Genomic DNA, 20,336 nt, shown 5'->3' with positions numbered 1-20,336 from the left:
CAGCGTTCGTCGAGTCACGGTACGTGTATCCCGGTGCGTGGGGTGTGCGCCGCGTCACTTCACCGAGCCGGCCATCACCCCCTGCACGAAGTGGCGCTGGAAGATCAGGAACACCGCCACCGGGACCACCAGGGACAGGAACGCGCCCGGGGCCAGGACGTCGATGTTGCTGCCGAACTGGCGGACCTGGGACTGGAGTTCCACCGTCAGCGGCTGGGCGGACGAGTCCGCGAAGAGCAGGGCGACCAGCATGTCGTTCCAGACCCACAGGAACTGGAAGATGGCCAGGCTCGCGATGGCCGGGCGGCCTACCGGCAGTACCAGTTGGGTGAAGATGCGCCACTCGCCGCCGCCGTCCATGCGGGCCGCCTCCAGCATCTCCTTAGGCAGCTCGGCGAAGTAGTTGCGGAGGAGGAAGATGGCGAAGGGAAGGCCGTACGCGACGTGGAACAGCACCACGCCCGGGATCGTGCCGAACAGGCCCAGCTGGCCGAAGAGTTTCGCCACCGGCAGCAGGCCCACCTGGACCGGGACCACCAGCAGGGCGACCACCAGCAGGAACAGCCAGTCCCTGCCGGGGAACTCCAGCCAGGCGAAGGCGTATCCGGCGAGGGCGGCGATGACCACGACCAGGACCGTCGTCGGCACCGAGATCAGGACCGTGTTCCAGAACGCCCGTGTCATGCCCGCGTTGTCGAGCAGCGACGCGTAGTTCGCGAACGACAGCCGGCCCGGATCCGCCAGGGCCGTCCACCAGCCGCTCGACGCGCTGTCCTGCGGCGAGCGGAGCGACGACAGGAGGAGTCCCGCCACCGGAGTGATCCAGACCAGGCCCACCACCAGCAGGAACGCCTGCACCACGCCGTTGCCCAGCCAGCCGCGGAGGCGGCGGCTTCGGCGGTGCGGTGGGGGAGCGGCGGGGGCCGGCGGCTTCCTGGTGGGTGCTCCGGGGTGCACCGGGGCCGGCGCTGTCGCGGTCATGACTGGCTCCTGCGGAAACGGCGGACGTTGAAGACCATGGCGGGGATCACCAGGAGCAGCAGCAGAACGCCCAGCGCGCTGCCGAGCCCCTGGTCGTTGCCGCCGCCGAACGACACCAGCCACATCTGTGTGGCCAGCACCGTGGCGTCCTGCTGCACCGGACCCGGCGCGATGATGTAGATCAGGTCGAAGACCTTCATCACATTGATGACCAGCGTGACGAAGACCACCGTCAGGACCGGCGCCAGCAGCGGCACGGTGATCCGCCGGAACACCTGCCACTCGTTCGCGCCGTCCATCCGCGCCGCCTCCAGCGCGTCACGCGGCAGCGCCGACAGGCCCGCGCCGATCAGCACCATCGCGAAGCCCGTCCAGATCCACAGGTACGCGCCGATGATCGCCGGTGTCACCAGCGCCGGGCCCAGCCACGACACGCCCGAGAAGGGCGCCGCGAAGTTCCCCGCGGGGAGCCGCAGCGTGTACGCCCCGCCCGCTTCCAGGCCGTCGAAGCGGAACGAGCCGTCCGGCGCCGTGGTCGCCGACGCCACCGCCCGGCCGTCCCGTACCGCCTCCACGGTCAGGCCCGGCAGGCCGCGCTCCGCCGCGTCCACCTTCCCCGGCGCGCCCCCGCCGCCCGGCGTGAAGTCCAGGTAGACCACTCCGCGCAGCTCGCCGGGGCCGGGCTGCGACGCGGCCTCCGAGGCCGGGCGGGCCTCCGACGGGACCTCCTGGGGCCGCACGCCCACCAGGCCCAGCGGCACCGGTGCGTCGCCCGGCGACAACGTCGCCGTCGTCTCGTACGAGCCGTCGGCGGCCTTCCGTACGGTCTCGCCCTCCCGGACCCGTGCGCCCGGGTACGACGCGCCGTCCTCGAACATGTCGTGGACGCCCACCACCGCCGCGTTGAGGACGCCCTTGTCCGGGTCCTCCTCGTACGCGAGCCGGAAGATGATGCCCGCCGCGAGGAACGACACCGCCATCGGCAGGAACAGCAGCAGCTTGAACGCGGCCGCCCAGCGGATCTTCTCCACCAGGACGGCCAGGATCAGGCCCAGGCCGGTCAGCAGCGTGGGTGCGACGACGACCCAGACCGTGCTGTTGCGGACGGCCTTCAGCGTGGCCGGGTCGCGGAACATCTCGACGTAGTTGCCGCCGCCCACGAACCGGGTGCCCGACGCGTCGAAGAAGCTCCGGCCGACCGAGAACAGCACGGGGTACACCACCAGCGCGCCGAGCAGCAGCAGCGCGGGCAGGACGAAGGCGACGGCGATGATCCGCCGGCGCCGCCCGGCGCGGCGCCGCGCGTCCGCGTCCGGGGACGCGGCCGTGGCGCCCCGCCGGGCGGTTTCGGTGACTGAGGTCATGGTGAACTGCCGCCTCAGCCCTGGTTCGCGGTGCTGTACGCCTTGGCCGCGGCCGCCTCCAGCGCCGCCGCCGTGGCGGCCGGGTCCGACGGGTCGCGCAGGAAGTCCTGCAGGAGCTTCCACTCGCCCGCGCCCTTGGTGCCGCCGAACGCCGCCGGGGCCTGGTCCGACATGTCGAAGCGGACCGTGTCCCCGGCGTCGATCAGCGACTGGGCGGTGGCGCGCAGCGTCGGGTCGGCGTACGCGCCGAGGTCGAGGGCCTTGTTCGGGGAGATGAAGCCGCCCTCGGCCGCCCACACGGCCGCCGCCTCCGGCGTCGCCAGGTACTCCAGGAACGCCATCGCGGCCTCCTGGTTCTTGCCGTCCTTCAGCACGACCGCCGCGTCGCCGCCGCTCACCACCGGGGCCTCACCCGTGCCGACCCGCGGGAACGGGAAGAACTTCGCGTCCTCGCCGATCTTGCGCCCGAACTCGTCCTTCGCGACACCGGCGACGAAGTCGCCCTCGTACACCATCCCCGCCTCGGGCTTCGGGCCGAAGACCTTCTCGACGGAGCCGGGGAAGTCCGTGGCGAGGGCGCCCTTCTTGCCGCCGGCCAGCAGCTTGTCGTCCGAGAACAGCCGGGACAGCGTCTTCAGCGCCTCGACGACGCTCGGGTCCGTCCACTTGATCTGGTGCTTGGCGAGCTGGTCGTACTTCTGCGGGCCGGCCTGCGAGAGGTAGATGTTCTCGAACCAGTCGGTGAGCGTCCAGCCGTCCTCGCCGGCCACGGCGAAGGCGGGGAGGCCCGAGTCGGCGACGGTGCGGCCTGCGGTGAGCAGCTCGTCGTACGTCTTCGGGAGCTGCACACCGGCCGTGTTCAGGGCCTCGGGGCTGTACCAGACGGTCGACTTGTTGGACGCCTTGAAGTACAGGCCGTACAGGGTGCCGTCGACGGAGCCGTAACTCTTCCACACCGGGGCGTAGTTGGTGTCGACGGACTGCTCCGTGGCCTTCGACAGCGGCTTCAGCCACTTCTGCTCGGCGAACTGCTGGAGCACGCCGACCTGCGGGACCATCACCACGTCGGGCGCGTTGCCGCCCTCGATCTTGCTGCCGACGACCGTGGAGACGTTGTCACCGGTCGACACGAAACGGGTCTGCGCGCCGGTCTTCTCGGTGAACGCGTCCAGCACCTTCTGGAAGTTCTTCTGCTCGGCGCCCGACCAGACCCCGGCCACCGTCAGGGTCTGGCCCGACAGGGAGGAGTCGCCGTTGCTCGCCGTGCCCACCGGGTCGCCCCCGCAGGCCGTGGCGCCGAGCGCCAGGGCGACCGTGAGGGCGGAGCAGCACGCCGTCGTCGTGAAGCGTCGTCTCGTCATCTTCGTACCTCTTTCGGTGCTACGGGTGGGTGGTGGGAGTGGTGGGAGTGGCGGGAGCGGTGCGAGTGGAAGGGGAAGCGGTGGGCCCGTCGGTGCCGGTGATCCACCAGGCGGCCGTGGAGCCGGGCAGCGCGCCGGGCGGGCAGGTGCCGCTCGCCAGCAGCGGCGTGCCCGGTACGGGGGCGGGCACGGGCGCGGTGGTGAAGTTCACGGCGCACACCAGTCCGTCACCGCGCTCGAAGGCCAGCACGCCCGGCGGCGCGTCCAGCCACCGCAGCGTGCCCTCGCCCAACTGGGGCAGCCCGTGCCGTAGTTGCAGGCCCTCGCGGTACAGGTGCCAGAACGAGCGGGTGTCGGCGAGCGCCCGGTCGAAGGCGTGCTCCGCGAACCAGCCGGGCTGCGGCAGCCACGGCCTGACCCCCTCGGCGCCGGCGCTGAATCCGAACGGCGAGGCGTGCCCGGACCAGGGGAGCGGCACACGGCAGCCGTCGCGGATCCGTGCCCGGCTCCCGGTACGGCGGAAGATCGGGTCCGTGAGCACCTCGTCCGGCAGGTCGACGACCTCCGGCAGGCCCAGCTCCTCGCCCTGGTAGATGTACGCGGCGCCCGGCAGCGCCAGCATCAGCAGCGCGGCCGCCCGGGCGCGGGCCGCGCCGAGTCCGCTGCCCTCGGTGCCGGACTCGCCGTACCGCGTGACCGTCCGCACCTGGTCGTGGTTGTTGAGCACCCACGTGACGCTGGAGCCGGTCCCCGCGATGTCCCGCAGCGCCTCGTCGATGACGTCCCGGAACGCGGTCGCGTCCCAGGGCGCGCTCAGCAGGTCGAAGAAGAACGCCTGGTGCAGTTCGTCCGGCCGGACGTACAGGGCGTGCTCACGGGCGGTCGGTACGGACACCTCGCCGACCAGCAGCCGCTCGCGGCCGTCCCGTGCCGTGTACTCCTCGCACACCTTGCGCCACTGGCGCCACACGTCGTGCACCTCGGGCCGGTTCCAGGCGAGCGGGTTGACCGAGTCGCGGGTCCGGGCATCGGCCTCCGGATCGGGGGAGTCCGGCAGGTCCGGGTGCTTGAACAGCCCGGCGGCCACGTCGATCCGGAAGCCGTCCACACCCCGGTCGAGCCAGAATCTGAGCACCTCGTCGAAGTGGGCGGCGACCTCGGGGTTGCGCCAGTTCAGGTCCGGCTGCTCGGGCGTGAACATGTGCAGGTACCACTGGCCCGGCGTGCCGTCCGCCTCGGTGACCCGGCTCCAGGCGGGCCCGCCGAACATCGCGTGCCAGTTGTTCGGCGGCACGTCACCGCCCGGCCCCCGGCCCTCCGCGAAGTGGAACCGCGCGCGGGCCTCGCCGCCCGGGCCGTCCGCGAGCGCCTCGCGGAACCACGCGTGCTCGCTGGAGCAGTGGTTCGGGACGATGTCGAGCAGCACCTTGATCCCGAGCCGGTGCGCGTCGTCCACCAGCCGCCCGAACTCGTCGAGGTCGCCGTAGACCGGGTCGACCTCGCGGTAGTCCGCGACGTCGTAGCCGTGGTCGTGCTGCGGCGACGGGTAGAAGGGGCTCAGCCAGACGCCGTCCACGCCCAGCTTCTTGAGGTACGGCAGACCGGCGCGGACGCCGGCGAGATCGCCGATCCCGTCGCCGGTGCTGTCCAGGAAGCTGCGGACGTACACCTGGTAGATCACCGCGTCGCGCCACCAGGGTTGCGGAGCGCTGTGTGTGAGGCGGTGTGGGAGGCGGTGCGAGAGGCCGTCGCCGGCCGGAGCTGTGAGCATCACCCGTTGACCTGCGTTTCTGCGTGCGGGTTGTTATGCATGCATGTTAGGTAGGCCGGTTCACCTGGTGTCAATGACGAGGTAATAAACACTGGGGAGTTACTGGAGAATATCCCGGTTTGTCCACCCGGAGATGCGGAAAAAACCAACCCCCGGTTACCTACCTGTTAGGTATCCGGGGGTTGGCTCCGTCGGCGGATCGTCAGCGGCCGTCGCGCGCCGCGATCGCGGCCAGCTCGTCCGCCAGCCGCCGCACCGCGGCCTCCGGCGACTGCCGCTGCGCCATCGCGTCGTGCACGACCGCCTGCACGGCCAGGCTCACCTGGTCGTACCGGGGGCTCTTCGGGCGCGGCCGGGCCGCCAGCACGCTCTCGCGCAGCGCCGGCAGGTACGGGAACCGCCGCACCAGCGCCTCGTTCTCGTACAGCCCCGCGCGTACGGGCGGCAGCGCGCCCTCCGTCAGCACCCTGCGCTGCACGGCGTCGCTCGTCAGATACGCGAGCAGATCGGCCGCCGTCTCAGGATGCCGCGCCCCGCTGCTCACCGCCAGGTTCGACCCGCCCAGCACGCTCGTGCCCGGCCCCTCGGGCCCCGGCAGCGGCACCGCGCCGAACCGGCCCGCGACCTTCGACCCGGGCCCGGACGCGCCCGCCCAGGCGTACGGCCAGTTCCGCAGGAAGAGCAGCCGGCCGTCCTGGAACGCCTGCCGGGACTCCTCCTCCGTGAACGCGAGCGCCTCACGCGGGATCCACCCCTCGCGCACCCCGCGCGCCAGGAACCCGACCCCGGACCGCGCCGCCGCCGAGTCCACGGCGACCCGCCGCCCGTCCTCACCGCCCAGGATCGCCCCGCCCGCCGAGTACACCGCCTCGGCGGCGTTCACCGTGAGGCCCTCGTACGGCAGGAACTGCCCCGCGTAGCCGCCCACGCCGTGCTTCGGCGCGACCGTCCGCGCCTGCCGCTCCAGCTCCGCCCAGGTGCGCGGCGGCCGCTCGCCCTCCGCCGCCAGCAGGTCGGCGCGGTAGAACAGCATGCCCGCGTTCGTCACGTACGGGACGGCGTACAGCCGCCCGTCGTACGTCGCCGTGTCCACGACCGGCGGCAGGAAGGCGTCCAGCGGGAACCGCCGCCCCTCCAGCGGCGCGATCCACCCGGCCGCGGCGAACTCCGACGTCCACGCCACATCGATGTTGAGGACGTCGAAACGGTTCTCCCGCGACCGCAGGTCCGTGATCATCTGCGCCCGGGTCTCGTCCGCCGAGTCCGGCAGCTCCACGAGCGTGACCTTCTCGCCGGGCCGCGCCCGGTTCCAGTCGTCCAGCAGGGCGCCCAGATAACCGGTGAGGTCACCGGCCGTCGCCAGCGTCACCGGGCCGCGCCCCGCGTCCCGCCGCCCGCCGTCGCCGGGGACGCCGGACGCGACGGAGCCCACGAGCAGCAGCACCGCGACGAGGAGTCCCCTACCCGCGGCACGCGTCCACCGCATAGGTTCCTCCCTGGAGCACCGGCGTCAGCACCGGCACCGGACAGCGTCGTCAGGTCAGGGGCATGTATACCTGTTAGGCATTGGGCGATACTAGGGCGCAGAGCACATCGATCCCGGATCGCGACCGAAGGAGAGCCCCCCGAGTGCGTATGCAGCTCCTCGCTCTCCTCGCCGACGGGCCCGCGCACGGCTACGAGCTCAAGCAGGAGCTTGAGCAACTGTTGGGTGCCGCGTACCCTCAGCCCAACGTCGGCCAGATCTACGTGACCCTCGGCCGGCTGGAGAAGTCGGGACTCATCGAGGGCGAGGAAGTCGCCCAGTCGAGCCGGCCCAACAAGAAGATCTACCGCCTCACCGCCGCCGGGCAGGAGGCACTGCGCGCCTGGTTCGAGGACACCGCGGACGAGCCGCGGGTCCGGGACGAGTTCTTCATGAAGCTCGCCCTCGCCCCCCGCACCGGCCTCGCGGACCAGATCACCCTCATCAACAAGCAGCGACGCGAGTACCTCAACACCATGCGCACCCTGTCCAAGCTGGCCGCCACCGAGAACCGGGACAACCGGACGGCGCACCTCCTCATCGAGGGGGCGATGCTGCACCTCCAGGCCGACCTGGACTGGCTGGAGCGCTGTCAGGAGGAGATCGAAGAGCTGGAGGAGCGACGATGAGCGCCACGGACCGCCCCGACCCCGCGCCCGCCTCGGCCCCCGCGCCCGCCTCGGCCCCCGCGCCCGCCTCGGCCCCCGCATCCGGGCCAGGCCGCCCCGACCCCGCGCCCGCGGCGGACGACCGCGACGGCATACCCCTGCTCCGGGCGGAGGGCCTCGTCAAGACCCACCACGGCGAAGGCGGCCCCGTCCACGCCGTACGCGGCGTCGACCTGACCGTCCGGCACGGCGAGTTCGTCGCCGTCACCGGCCCCTCCGGCGCCGGCAAGTCCACGCTCCTCCACCTCCTCGGCGGCCTCCAGCGCCCCGACAGCGGCACGATCACCCTCGACGGCGAGTCCACCGCCTCGTACAGCGAGGCCCGCTGGGCGGTCGAGCGGCGCCGCCGCATCGGCATCGTCTTCCAGTTCTTCAACCTGGTCTCGAACCTCACCGTCGCCGACAACGTCGAGCTGCCCGCCCTGCTCGCCGGAGCCACACCCAAGCAGGCACGCGCCGAGCGCGAGAAGCTCCTCGCCGAACTCGGCCTCGACGGCAAGGCCCGCAGCATGCCCGGCGAGCTGTCCGGCGGCGAACAGCAGCGCGTCGCCCTCGCCCGCGCCCTCGTCAACCACCCCCGGCTGCTCCTCGCCGACGAACCCGCGGGCAGCCTCGACAGCAAGGGCACCCGCGAGGTCATGCGGCTCCTGGCCCGCTTCCACCAGCACGGCCAGACCATCGTCCTCGTCACCCACGACGCCCGGCTCGCCAGCGCCGCCGACCGCGTCATCAGCTTCTTCGACGGCCGGATCACCGACGACGCCCGCCTCGGCGCCACCCCCGCCGCCGACGGCCGGGCCCGCGCCCGGACGTCCGGCACCGCCCGCCGCGTCGTCGAGCTGAAGGACTGACCGCCGTGCGGGCCATGCTGCGCTGGGCGCACGCCTCCTCGCGGACCCACCGCGGCGAAGCGCTGTTCCTGGTCTCCGCCACCGCCGGCATCGTCGCCTCGCTGCTCCTCGCCGCCGCCCTGTTCGGGTACGCCACCAACCCCTGGCAGCGGCTCTTCACGCAATCGAACGGCGCCCACGTCTGGATCCACACCGCGCGCACGGCCGACCCCGGCCGGCTCGCGTCGCTCGACGGCGTCGCCACGCTCGCCGGACCGTACGACACCGTCGTCACCAGCGTCGCCTCGCGCGGCGCCCGCGCCGCCGTCGAACTGCGCGCGGCCCCCGCGACCCCGCCCGCCACCGGCCGCCCGCTGATCACCGAAGGCCGCTGGCTGGACCCGGCCGTCCCCGACGGCGTCGTCCTCGACAGCGGCCTCGCCGCCGCCCTCGTCGCCGAACCCGGCGACACCCTCACACTCCCCGGCCCCGAACCCCGCACCCTCACCGTCCTCGGCGTCGCCGACACCGCCGAACCCCGGTACGACCCCGGCGAGCGCCCCGGCACCGTATGGGCGCCCGCCGGCGCCGTACGCGCGACACCCGGGCTGCCCGGCCGGGTCACCGGGCTCCGTCTCACCGACGGCGACGACACCGAGTACGCCGTCCAGCGCGCCGTCACCACGCTCGGCGCGGGCGCCGTCACCGACGTCACGCCCTGGCAGCAGGCACGCGCCGACGCCCAGGGCGACACGCGGCTCATCGGCCAGGTCCTCGGCGTGTTCGGGCTCGGGGCGCTCGCCGCCGCCGCGCTCGCCGTGTTCGGCGCCATCAGCACGCGCGTACGCGGCCACCTCCGCGACATCTCCGTGCTCAAGGCCATCGGCTTCACGCCCGGCCAGGTCGTCCGGGTCTTCCTCGCCCAGCACCTGGCGTACGCGGCACTCGGCGCCGCCCTCGCCACCGCGCTCACCCAGGGCCTGGGCCGGCACATACCCGGCCGGCTCGGTGACGCGGTCGGCGTGTGGCAGGGGCTGCCCGGCCACACCGCCGCCCTGCTCGGCATACCCGCCGCCGTGGTCGTCCTCATCGGCGCCGCCACCGGCCTCGCCGCCTGGCGGGCGGGCCGGGTCCCGCCCGTACCCGCCGTACCCGCCGGGGCGCAGGCGGGCGGGCGCGGACTGTCGGCCGCCGCCCGGCAGGCCCTCGCCCTGCGGGGCGTGCCCGCCGCCCTCGTCCTCGGCTGGCACCGGGCCTTCGGCCGGGGCCGCCACACGCCCGCCACCGTCGCCCGGCTCGCACTGCCGCTGCTGCTGATCACTGTGGCGCTCGGCGCCTGGACCACCATCGAACGCTTCGACTCCCGCCCCGAGCGGCTCGGCCTGCCCGCCGCGCTCACCGCGCGCCCCGCCGAGGGCGTCGGCGACCGGGAGGCCCGAGCCCTCCTCCAGCGCAGCCCCGACGTGGTCGCCGCCCACCGGGGCCTGGAGGTCGCGGCGCTCGTCCCCGGCCAGACGGGCACCATCGCGCTGCGCGGCCTCGGCACGCGCCAGGACCCCTATCCGTACTCGGTCGTCGAGGGCCGCCCCGCGCACGGCGCGGACGAGGCCGTCGCCGGACAGGGCCTGCTCGACCTCCTGAACGTCCGGGTGGGGGACTGGGTGCGGCTCACCGTCGCCGGACACCCCCAGATCCTGCACATCGTCGGCCGCAGCATCGAACCCGAGAACGGCGGCCGGGTCGTCTCCACATCCCTGGACACCCTCCGCGAGAACGATCCAGCCCTGGAGCCGACCCTCTACCACGTACGGCTCCGCCCCGGCGCCGACCCGCAGGCCGTACGCGCCGAACTGGCCGACGCCGCGGCGGGCCGCCTGGACATCCACGTCGTGTCCGGGCCCGCCGACCGGCTGTCCTCGCTGCGCGGTGTGGTCGCCGGGCTGATCGCCGTCCTCGCGCTGATCGGCCTGACCGAGGTGTCCACGGCGATCGGCGGCACCGTACGGGACGGGGAGCGGGACCTGCTCGCCCTCAAGGCCATGGGGCTGTCGCCCCGCGAGATCACCGCCGTCACCGTGACCGCTGTCGGTGCCACCGCCCTCGCCGCCGCAGCCGCGGGCACCGCCCTGGGCGTACCGCTGGCGCGGTGGCTCATCGACCACCAGGGGCACACCAGCGGCATGGGCGCCGGCATCGCCCACGGCCCGTCCGCCGCCCAGCTCCTCGCCCTCGTCACGGGCGCCGTCCTGGGCGCGGCCGCCCTGGCCACCGTCCCCGCCGCCCGCGCCGGCCGGCGCAGGCTCGCGGACACGCTCAGCGCGGTGGCCTGAAACGGGCGCCACCCGCGCCCGCTGTGCGCCGCCCTCATGACGGACGTGTCCCCGCCGTTCCGGCCGGCCGGCCAGGGGCGGGGACGACCCCGACCGGGCCGGCCCGCCGCCGACCGGGTAGACAGGGTCACATGACCGACCATGCCGCCCTGCCGGGCGCCGACCCCGAGACCACCGAGGATCCGGCGCTGCGCCGCATGTGGTGCCGCCTGTGCGGGCGGCCCCTCACGGGCCGCGCCTCACGCCGCAGCGGCCTGGGCCCGTCCTGCGACGCGAAGCTCCACCCGGCGCGGGCCGATGTCCGGGCGCGGCGCCATGAGGTGGACCAGGAGCCCCTGCCGGGCCTCTGACGACCGGCCGTCACGGCTTCAGGCGGCGGAACAGCCCCTCCTGCACCACCGATACCAGCAGCCGGCCGTCCCGGTCGTAGATCCGGCCCCGGGCCAGCCCGCGGCCGCCCGTCGCGATGGGCGACTCCTGGTCGTACAGGAACCACTCGTCCGTACGGAACGGCCGGTGGAACCACATCGCGTGGTCCAGCGACGCCATGTCGAAGCCCCGCGGCCCCCACAGCGGCTCCACCGGGATGCGGACCGCGTCCAGCAGGGTCATGTCCGAGGCGTAGGTCAGCGCGCACGTGTGGACCAGCGGGTCGTCGCCCAGCGGCCCCACCGCCCGCATCCACACCGCGCTGCGCGGATCGGCCTCCTTGACCTCATCCGCGGTCCAGCGCAGCCGGTCGACGTACCGGATGTCGAACGGCATGCGCCGCGCCATCCGCTCCATCGTCTCCGGCAGCGTGCCCAGGTGCTCGCGCACCTCATCCGCGACCGACGGCAGGTCCTCCGGCGGCGGGAAGTCCAGACGGGGCGGCAGCTGGTGCTCGAAGCCCGGCTCCTCCGGCTGGTGGAAGGACGCCGTCAGGTTGAAGATCGTCCTGCCGCGCTGGATCGCGGTCACCCGCCGCGTGGTGAACGACCGGCCGTCCCGCACCCGCTCCACCTGGTACACGATCGGCACCCCCGGGATGCCCGGGCGCAGGAAGTACGCGTGCAGCGAGTGCACCGGCCGGTCGCCCCCGGTGGTGCGGCCCGCCGCGACCAGGGCCTGCCCGGCGACCTGCCCGCCGAAGACCCGCTGCAGCGACTCCTGGGGGCTGAGGCCGCGGAAGATGTCGACCTCGATCTGCTCCAGGTCGAGCAGGTCGACTAGCCGCTCGGCGGGGTTGGTCGTCATACGTCGTCCTCCGGTCTCCGGTTGTCGGAACGGGCCCCTTCCCGCGACGGGGCGGACGCCCGCGACGGGTCAGAACGGGCCCACGTCCGTCACGCGGACGACCGCGCGGCCCTCCTCGTCCGAGGCTGCCAGGTCCACCTCCGCGCTGATGCCCCAGTCATGGTCGCCGTTCGGGTCCGCGAACGTCTGGCGGACGCGCCACAGACCGTGGTCGGGGTCCTCCTCGATGGACAGCAGCTTCGGGCCGCGCGCGTCCGGGCCCGTGCCCAGGTCCTCGTACTCGTCCCAGTACTTGTCCATCGCCTCGCCCCACGCGTCCGCGTCCCACCCGGACTCCGCGTCCAGCTCGCCCAGCTCGTCGACGTTGTCGAGCGCCGCCAGCTCCACCCGCCGGAACATCGCGTTCCGTACGAGCACGCGGAAGGCGCGGGCGTTCGCCGTGACCGGCTTGACCTGGTCGGCCTTCTCCTGCGCCTCCTCCGCGGTCTCCACCTCCGGGTTGGCGAGCTGCTCCCACTCGTCCAGGAGACTGGAGTCCACCTGGCGCACCATCTCGCCCAGCCAGGCGATCAGGTCCTCCAGGTCCTCCGTCTTCAGATCGTCCGGGATGGTGTGGTCGAGCGCCTTGTACGCGCTCGCCAGATAGCGCAGCACGATGCCCTCGGTCCGCGCCAGCTCGTAGAACGACGTGAACTCGGTGAAGGTCAGCGCCCGCTCGTACATGTCGCGGATCACCGACTTCGGCGACACCGGGTGGTCACCGACCCACGGGTGGGACTTCTTGTACGTGTTGTACGCGTGCCACAGCAGCTCGTCGAGCGGCTTCGGGTACGACACGTCCTGGAGCCGCTCCATGCGCTCCTCGTACTCGACGCCGTCCGCCTTCATCGCGGCGACGGCCTCCCCGCGCGCCTTGTTCTGCTGCGCGGCGAGGATCTGGCGCGGGTCGTCCAGCGTCGACTCGACGACCGAGACCATGTCCAGCGCGTACGACGGGGACTCCGGGTCGAGCAGGTCGTATGCCGCCAGGGCGAACGTCGACAGCGGCTGGTTCAGCGCGAAGTCCTGCTGGAGGTCGACGGTGAGCCGGATCGTACGGCCCTCCGCGTCCGGCTCGGCAAGCTGCTCCACCACACCGCCGTCCAGCAGCGAACGGTAGATGGCGATGGCCCGGCGGATGTGCCGCAACTGGTTCTTGCGCGGCTCGTGGTTGTCCTCCAGCAGGCTCCGCATCGCCTGGAAGGCGTCGCCGGGCCGGGCGATCACCGACAGCAGCATGGTGTGCGTGACCCGGAAGCGGGACGTCAGCGGCTCCGGCTCGGAGGCGATCAGCTTCTCGAAGGTGTTCTCCGACCAGTTGACGAAGCCCTCCGGGGCCTTCTTGCGGACCACCTTGCGGCGCTTCTTCGGATCGTCGCCCGCCTTGGCGAGTGCCTTCTCGTTCTCGATGACGTGCTCGGGAGCCTGCGCCACCACGAAACCGGCCGTGTCGAAGCCGGCCCGCCCCGCGCGGCCCGCGATCTGGTGGAACTCACGGGCACGCAGCGTCCGCACCCGGTTCCCGTCGTACTTCGTGAGCGCCGTGAACAGCACCGTACGGATGGGGACGTTGACCCCGACGCCGAGTGTGTCCGTACCGCAGATCACCTTCAGCAGGCCCGCCTGCGCCAGCTTCTCCACCAGGCGCCGGTACTTCGGCAGCATGCCGGCGTGGTGCACACCGATACCGTGCCGGACGTAACGGGACAGGTTGCGGCCGAACTTGGTGGTGAAGCGGAAGTTGCCGATCAGCTCCGCGATCTGGTCCTTCTCCTCGCGCGTGCACATGTTGATGCTCATCAGCGACTGCGCGCGCTCCACGGCCTGCGCCTGGGTGAAGTGGACGATGTAGACCGGCGCCTGCTTGGTCTCCAGCAGCTCGGTCAGCGTCTCGGTGATGGGCGTGAGCTCGTACTCGTACGAGAGCGGGACCGGCCGCGTCGCCGAGCGGACCACCGCGGTGGGACGGCCGGTGCGCCGGGTCAGGTCCTTCTCGAACATCGACACGTCGCCGAGCGTCGCCGACATGAGGACGAACTGCGCCTGCGGGAGTTCCAGGAGCGGGATCTGCCAGGCCCAGCCGCGGTCCGGCTCCGCGTAGAAGTGGAACTCGTCCATCACGACCTGGCCGATGTCGGCGTGCCTGCCGTCGCGCAGCGCGATCGACGCCAGCACCTCCGCCGTGCAGCAGATCACCGGCGCGTCCGCGTTCACGGACGCGTCACCGGTGAGCATGCCGACGTTCTCGGTGCCGAACAGCTTGCACAGGTCGAAGAACTTCTCGGACACCAGCGCCTTGATCGGCGCCGTGTAGAACGTGACCTGGTCGTTGGCCAGCGCCGTGAAGTGCGCACCCGCCGCGACCAGGCTCTTTCCCGAGCCGGTGGGCGTGGAGAGGATCACGTTGGCGCCCGAGACCACTTCGATCAGCGCCTCCTCCTGGGCCGGGTAGAGGCTGATGCCCCGGCCCTCCGCCCAGGACGAGAAGGCCTCGAAGAGGTCATCGGGGTCGGCGGTCCGCGGGAGCTGATCGATAAGGGTCACGCACTCCATCTTGCCTGGCTTACGTCACGAACCGGGAACCGGCCGTCCGCGTGAAGATCACGGACGGTACCCTGTGCCGTCAACTCGGCCACACCACACGAACACTGGGGCGGACACGCACATGATGGGACCGGCGCACTCTCTCTCCGGGGCGGCAGCCTGGCTGGGGGTGGGCGCCGCGACCGCGGCCGCCGGCCACGCCATGCCGTGGCCGGTGCTCGTTGTCGGCGCGCTGATCTGCGCGGGAGCGGCCCTCGCCCCCGACCTGGACCACAAGTCGGCGACGATCTCGCGCGCCTTCGGACCCCTGTCGCGCTGGCTGTGCGAGGTCGTCGACAAGCTCTCGTACGCCGTGTACAAGGCGACCCGGAAGCCCGCCGACCCGCGCAGGAGCGGCGGCCACCGGACGCTCACGCACACCTGGGTGTGGGCGGTGCTGATCGGCGCGGGCGCCTCCGGGATCGCCGTGGCGGGCGGCCGCTGGGCCGTCCTCGCGATCCTGTTCGTCCACCTCGTGCTGGCCGTCGAGGGCCTGCTGTGGCGGGCGGCCCGGGTGTCGAGCGACGTCCTGGTGTGGCTGCTCGGCGCGACCAGCGCGTGGATCCTCGCGGGCGTCCTGGACCAGCCGGGGAACGGCGCGAACTGGCTGTTCGACGCGCCGGGCCAGGAGTACCTGTGGCTGGGCCTGCCCATCGTGCTGGGCGCGCTGGTGCACGACATCGGAGACGCCCTGACCGTGTCGGGCTGCCCGATCCTGTGGCCCATCCCGATCGGCCGCAAGCGCTGGTACCCGCTCGGGCCGCCGAAGGCGCTGCGCTTCAAGGCGGGCAGCTGGGTCGAGGTGCGGGTGCTGATGCCGGTGTTCATGGTGCTCGGCGGCGCGGGCGGCGTGGTGGCCCTCAATCTGGTGTGAGGCACGGGCCCGCGGTTTCTGATGCCGCATCAGAACCCGCGGGGCCTGTCGGTCGGCCTCGGCGGTGGGCGTCGCTCCGGCGGTGGGCGTCGCTCCGGCGGTGGGCGTCGCTCCGGCGGTGGGCGTCGGCTCCGGCGGTGGGCGTCGGCTCCGGCTCGGCTCCGGCGGTCAGCCGTGCCAGGACCGCCACAGCGCCGCGTACGCACCGTCCGCCGCGACCAGCGCGTCATGGCTGCCCAGCTCGCTGATCCGGCCGCCCTCCACCACCGCGATCAGATCCGCGTCGTGCGCCGTGTGCAGCCGGTGCGCGATCGCCACGACCGTCCGCCCCTCCAGCACCCGGGCGAGGGACCGCTCCAGATGGCGGGCCGCCCGCGGGTCGAGCAGCGACGTCGCCTCGTCCAGGACCAGCGTGTGCGGGTCCGCGAGGACCAGCCGGGCCAGCGCCACCTGCTGCGCCTGCGCCGGGGACAGCGTCCGGGCGCCCGACCCCACCTCCGTGTCCAGGCCCTCGGGCAGCGGCCGCACCCACGCGTCGGCGCCCACCGCGTGCAGCGCCGCCCACAGCTCCCCGTCGCCCGCCCCGGCCCGCGCGAGCCGGAGGTTGTCGCGCAGGGAGCCCACGAAGACGTGGTGCTCCTGGTTGACCAGGGCGACATGCTCCCGCACCCGCTCGGCGGGCATCCGCGAAAGCTCCGCGGCCCCGAGCGTGACCTGCCCGGAGCGCGGCGCGTAGATCCCGGCGAGCAGCCGCCCCAGCGTCGACTTTCCCGCGCCCGACGGGCCCACCAGGGCCAGCCGCGTCCCGGGCGCCACGGCCAGGGACACCGCGTGCAGGACGTCCACCCCCTCGCGGTAGCCGAACCGCACCTCGTCCGCCCGTACGTCGCGCCCCTCGGGCCGTACGGCGCCGTCACCGGCGTCCGGCTCCACCTCCCGCACTCCGACCAGGCGGGCCAGCGACACCTGCGCGACCTGGAGCTCGTCGTACCAGCGCAGGATGATCCCGATGGGATCCACCAGCATCTGCGCCAGCAGCGCCCCCGTCGTGAGCTGCCCCACGTCGAGCCGCCCGTGCAGGACGAGCACGCCGCCGATGAGCAGCACGGACACCAGCACGACCATGTGGGTGAGGCTGATCACCGGCAGGAACACCGAGCGGAGGAAGAGCGTGTAACGCTCCCAGGCCGTCCACTGCCCGATCCGCCGCTCCGACAGGGCCACCCGCCGCGCCCCCAGCCGGTGCGACTCGACGGTGCGGCCCGCGTCCACCGTCTCGGCGAGCGCCGCGGCCACCGCCGCGTACCCGGCGGCCTCCGAGCGGTACGCCGAAGGGGCCCGCCGGAAGTACCAGCGGCAGCCCACCGCCAGCAGCGGCGCCGCCACCAGGGCCGCGAGCGCCAGCGGGGGAGCGACGACCGCCATCCCGCCGAGCAGCAGCCCCGCCCACACCACGCCGACCGCGAGCTGCGGCACGGCCTGCCGCATCGCCTCCGCCAGCCGGTCGATGTCGGTGGTGACACGGGACAGCAGATCACCGGTCCCGGCCCGTTCCAGCACGCCCGGCGGCAGCCGCACCGACCGGACCAGGAAGTCCTCGCGCAGATCGGCCAGCGTCTCCTCGCCGAGCATCGCCCCGCGCAGCCGCACCAGCCGTACGAACACGGCCTGGACGGCCAGGGCCAGCACGAACAGCGCCAGCGTGCGCTCCAGGTGCAGCTCGCGCGCCCCGTCGGCGAGCCGCTGCACCAGGGAGCCGAGCAGATACGGGCCCGCCATCGACGCGACGACCGCGACCGCGTTCACGGCGACGAGCAGCGTGAACGCCCGGCGGTGGCGGCGCAGCAGCTCGCGCACGTACGCCCGTACCGTCCCGGGCGCGCCCACGGGCAGGGTCGTCGCGGACTGCGGGGCCGCCGGGTCGTACTCCGGGGGCGCCAGGCCGATCATGCGGACTCCTCGATGTCGACGAGCGCGGCGGGCTCGGAGATGGGCTCGGGGACGGGCTTGTCGGCGGGATCAAGGACGGGCTCGGGCATGGGCGCTGGGACGGGCTCGGCGGCGGACTCATGGGCGAGTGCGGGTTCGCGGGACACGACCGCCCGGTAGCGGGGCTCTGCGCCGAGCAGTTCGCGGTGCGTGCCGACCGCCACCGCGCGCCCCTCGTGCACCAGCACCACCCGGTCGGCCAGGTCGAGCAGCAGCGGCGACGACGCGAGAACGACCGTCGTACGCCCCGCGCGGATCTTCCGGACGCCCGCGGCGACGCGGGCCTCGGTGTGCGAGTCCACGGCCGACGTCGGCTCGTCCAGGACCAGCACCTCCGGGTCGGTCACCAGGGACCTGGCCAGGGCGAGCCGCTGCCGCTGACCGCCCGACAGCGAGCGGCCGCGCTCGGTGATCGGCGTCCGCATCGGGTCGCCGCCCGGGTCGGCCGACGCCTGCGCCAGCGCGTCCAGCACGTCGCCGCACTGCGCGGCCGCCAGAGCGTCCTCGGGGCTCACGGCCCCGGACGACGGCACGTCCAGCAGCTCCCGGAGGGTGCCGGACAGCAGCACGGGGTCCTTGTCCTGGACCAGGACCGCCGTACGGGCCACGTCCAGCGGCAGCCCGTCCAGCGGTACGCCGCCCAGCACCACCGACGCCTCCGGCCCGGCGGCCTCCGCCCCGGCCGGGTGGCCGCCGAGCCGGTCGGCCAGGCGCCCCGCCGCGTCCGGGTCGCCGCACACCACGGCCGTCAGACACCCGGCGGGCGCCAGCAGCCCGGTCACCGGGTCGTACAGGTCGCCGCCCGGCACCTGCCCGGTCGCGGCCACCGGCTCCGTACGGGACAGCGCGAGCACCCGAGCCGCGCGCTTCGCCGACGGGCGCGAGAACGAGTACGCCATCGCGATCTCCTCGAACCCGCGCAGCGGATGGTGCGTCAGCATCACGGCGCCGTACACCGTCACCAGCTCGCCGACCGAGATCCGGCCCTCGAACGCGAGCCGCGCCCCGTACACGACCACCACGATCATCAGCAGTCCCGGCAGCACGACCTGCACGGCGGCGATCAGCGCCCACGAGCGGGCGCTGCGCACGGCGGCGGCCCGCACCTCCTGGGACGCCGCCCGGTAGCGGTCCAGGAACAGTTCCTCGCCGCCGATGCCGCGCAGCACACGCAGCCCGGCGACCGTGTCCGACGCCAGCTCGGTCGCCCGCCCCGCCTTCTCGCGCTGGGCGTCCGCCCGCCGCGTCGCCCGCGGCAGCAGCGGCAGCGGGGCCAGGGCCAGCAGCGGCACGCCGACCGCGACGACGGCGCCCAGCTCCGGCAGGTACAGCACCAGGCCCACGCACACGGCGACCAGCGTGAGCGCCGCCGCCAGGAACCGGGACATCGCCTCCACGAACCAGCCGATCTTCTCGACGTCACCGGTGGACACCGCGACGACCTCGCCCGCTGCCACGCGCCGGGTCAGCACCGCACCCAGCTCGGCGGTCCTGCGGGCCAGCAGCTGCTGCACCCGCGCGGCCGCGGTGATCCAGTTGGTGACGGCGGTGCGGTGCAGCATCATGTCGCCGACCGCGACGACCACGCCCAGCAGGGCGAGCACCCCGCCGGCCACGGCCAGGCCGCTGCCGGAGCGGTCGACGACGGCCTGCACGGCCAGGCCGACGCCCAGCGGCAGTGCGGCGATGCCGAGTTGCAGGACCAGGCCCCAGCAGAGCGCGGCGAGCTGGCCGGCCCACTGCTCGCGGCCCAGCCAGACGAGGAAACGGGTGCCCGAGCGGACGTCGGGTTCGCCGGGGTCGGCGTACGGAAGATGACGGATCTGCATGACGTCCCAGGGGAGGCGGGCGGAGAACAAGACGTGCAAGGTTCACGCCTCCGCTCCGGCCGGGGCAAACGGTTTTCGCACCGAGCCGCACACAACTCGCCAAGATCCCCCGTACGCGGGGAGCGAGGAGGCCGACAGGCCGTCAGGGGCGCGTCGCGTGCTCCAGTTCCAGCAGCACCGAGCAGTAACGGCGGCCCGTCGCGTGCTGCATCCCGATCTCGCACGTACGGTTCGCCGACAGATGCGCGTCGTACGTACGGGCCCTCACCTCGGCGGCTTCGCGCGCCGTCGCCGACTCCGTCAACTCGCGGTGCAGCATGCCCCGGTCCCCGGCGAAGGCGCAGCACCCGGCGTCGTCCGGCACGACCACCTCGTCCGCGCACGCCGCGGCGAGCGCCACGAGCCGGTCCTCGTCGCCCAGCTGCCGCATCGAACAGGTGGGGTGCACGACCGCGGAACGGACCGTCCGCCGTACCGCCAAACGGGTGAGGAGCCGGTCCGCGGCCCACACCGGCGAGTCGAGGACGGTCAGTTCGGCGTGCAGCTCCCGGTTGCGGTCGCTCAGGTACGGCACCACCTCGCGGCCGAGACCCAGCGCGCACGACGAGGCGTCCACGACGAGCGGCAGCGCGCCCCCGCCGGTCCAGCCCCAGGCGGCCTCCACGATCCGGTTCGCCATCACCTCGGCCCCGGCCGCGTACCCCTTGGACGTCCAGACGGTCGCGCAGCACGTGCCCCGCACGTCGCCGGGGATCCACACGGGCAGCCCGGCCCGCGCCGACAGCGCGACCACCGCCTCGGGCAGCGACGGCCCCCGGTGGCCGGCCGGCTCCCCGAAGATCCGGTTCACACAGGCCGGGTAGTACACGGCGGCCGCGCCCGACCGGTCTGTGCGGGGCAGCGCGGCGGCGGCCGCGCCGGGGAGCGCGGGCAGCCACTCGGGGACCAGGTCGGGC

General features: G+C 73.5%; 15 protein-coding genes. 5 read left to right on the top strand and 10 right to left on the bottom strand.

Annotated features, from left to right (window positions below; genetic code table 11):
- Positions 1-54: 54 nt before the first annotated feature.
- From HTZ82_RS06730 to HTZ82_RS06710, 5 genes are all read right to left on the bottom strand, one after another.
- Positions 55-981: a carbohydrate ABC transporter permease gene (locus tag HTZ82_RS06730; protein ID WP_175408362.1), complete on the bottom strand. Its 927-nt coding sequence runs from the start codon at positions 979-981 to the stop codon at positions 55-57.
- Positions 978-2,345, bottom strand: coding sequence for an ABC transporter permease subunit (locus tag HTZ82_RS06725; protein ID WP_175408361.1), 1,368 nt, complete (start codon positions 2,343-2,345; stop codon positions 978-980). Before HTZ82_RS06725 ends, HTZ82_RS06730 begins: the two co-directional genes overlap by 4 nt.
- Before the next feature lie 14 nt (positions 2,346-2,359).
- Positions 2,360-3,706 carry an ABC transporter substrate-binding protein gene (locus HTZ82_RS06720; RefSeq protein ID WP_175408360.1) on the bottom strand — a complete coding sequence of 449 codons (1,347 nt, stop codon included), beginning with the start codon at positions 3,704-3,706 and terminating at the stop codon, positions 2,360-2,362.
- Between the two features lie 19 nt (positions 3,707-3,725).
- Positions 3,726-5,477 (bottom strand): glycoside hydrolase family 13 protein, encoded by a 1,752-nt coding sequence (locus tag HTZ82_RS06715; protein ID WP_254711676.1) that lies wholly within the window; start codon positions 5,475-5,477, stop codon positions 3,726-3,728.
- Positions 5,478-5,679: 202 nt separating this feature from the next.
- On the bottom strand, positions 5,680-6,963 hold the full coding sequence (locus tag HTZ82_RS06710) for an ABC transporter substrate-binding protein (RefSeq protein ID WP_175408359.1): 1,284 nt from the start codon (positions 6,961-6,963) through the stop codon (positions 5,680-5,682).
- A gap of 143 nt (positions 6,964-7,106) precedes the next feature.
- Here HTZ82_RS06710 and HTZ82_RS06705 point away from each other — a divergent pair, with 143 nt between their 5' ends.
- The 4 genes from HTZ82_RS06705 to HTZ82_RS06690 all read left to right on the top strand — a co-directional run bounded on the left by HTZ82_RS06705 (position 7,107) and on the right by HTZ82_RS06690 (position 11,180).
- On the top strand, positions 7,107-7,631 hold the full coding sequence (locus HTZ82_RS06705; protein ID WP_175408358.1) for a PadR family transcriptional regulator: 525 nt from the start codon (positions 7,107-7,109) through the stop codon (positions 7,629-7,631).
- 137 nt (positions 7,632-7,768) lie between these two features.
- The gene (locus HTZ82_RS06700) at positions 7,769-8,521 is read left to right on the top strand and encodes an ABC transporter ATP-binding protein (protein ID WP_217623746.1); all 753 of its coding nucleotides are present in this window, start codon (positions 7,769-7,771) and stop codon (positions 8,519-8,521) included.
- A 5-nt stretch (positions 8,522-8,526) separates the two neighbouring features.
- A complete protein-coding gene (locus tag HTZ82_RS06695; protein WP_175408357.1) occupies positions 8,527-10,830 on the top strand; it encodes an FtsX-like permease family protein in 2,304 nt (767 codons plus the stop codon).
- Positions 10,831-10,961: 131 nt separating this feature from the next.
- The gene (locus HTZ82_RS06690; protein ID WP_175408351.1) at positions 10,962-11,180 is read left to right on the top strand and encodes a DUF6011 domain-containing protein; all 219 of its coding nucleotides are present in this window, start codon (positions 10,962-10,964) and stop codon (positions 11,178-11,180) included.
- 10 nt (positions 11,181-11,190) lie between these two features.
- Here the strand turns inward: HTZ82_RS06690 and HTZ82_RS06685 are convergent, their stop codons facing one another.
- Together HTZ82_RS06685 and HTZ82_RS06680 are read right to left on the bottom strand one after the other, a co-directional pair.
- Complete coding sequence (locus HTZ82_RS06685) at positions 11,191-12,066, bottom strand: acyl-CoA thioesterase II (protein ID WP_175408356.1); 876 nt, start codon at positions 12,064-12,066, stop codon at positions 11,191-11,193.
- A gap of 69 nt (positions 12,067-12,135) precedes the next feature.
- Entirely contained in the window at positions 12,136-14,649 is a 2,514-nt protein-coding gene (locus HTZ82_RS06680) for an RNA helicase (protein WP_175408355.1), read from the bottom strand.
- 121 nt (positions 14,650-14,770) lie between these two features.
- Between HTZ82_RS06680 and HTZ82_RS06675 the strand changes: the two genes are divergently transcribed.
- On the top strand, positions 14,771-15,562 hold the full coding sequence (locus tag HTZ82_RS06675; RefSeq protein WP_175408354.1) for a metal-dependent hydrolase: 792 nt from the start codon (positions 14,771-14,773) through the stop codon (positions 15,560-15,562).
- A 168-nt stretch (positions 15,563-15,730) separates the two neighbouring features.
- Here HTZ82_RS06675 and HTZ82_RS06670 read toward each other — a convergent pair whose 3' ends face one another.
- The 3 genes from HTZ82_RS06670 to HTZ82_RS06660 form a co-directional block, all read right to left on the bottom strand.
- The gene (locus HTZ82_RS06670) at positions 15,731-17,512 is read right to left on the bottom strand and encodes an ABC transporter ATP-binding protein (RefSeq protein ID WP_175408353.1); all 1,782 of its coding nucleotides are present in this window, start codon (positions 17,510-17,512) and stop codon (positions 15,731-15,733) included.
- Positions 17,509-19,380 carry an ABC transporter ATP-binding protein gene (locus HTZ82_RS06665; RefSeq protein ID WP_175408377.1) on the bottom strand — a complete coding sequence of 624 codons (1,872 nt, stop codon included), beginning with the start codon at positions 19,378-19,380 and terminating at the stop codon, positions 17,509-17,511. The genes HTZ82_RS06670 and HTZ82_RS06665 overlap by 4 nt, the downstream gene beginning before the upstream one ends.
- A gap of 142 nt (positions 19,381-19,522) precedes the next feature.
- On the bottom strand, positions 19,523-20,336 hold an 814-nt coding region (locus tag HTZ82_RS06660), incomplete at its 5' end, for a (Fe-S)-binding protein (protein ID WP_175408352.1).

Origin of the sequence: Streptomyces sp. TRM64462, from assembly GCF_013362995.1 — a bacterium.
GTDB lineage: Bacteria > Actinomycetota > Actinomycetes > Streptomycetales > Streptomycetaceae > Streptomyces.
The sequence above is the reverse complement of the archived record's forward strand: the minus strand, read 5'-3'. Positions and strand labels throughout refer to the sequence as shown.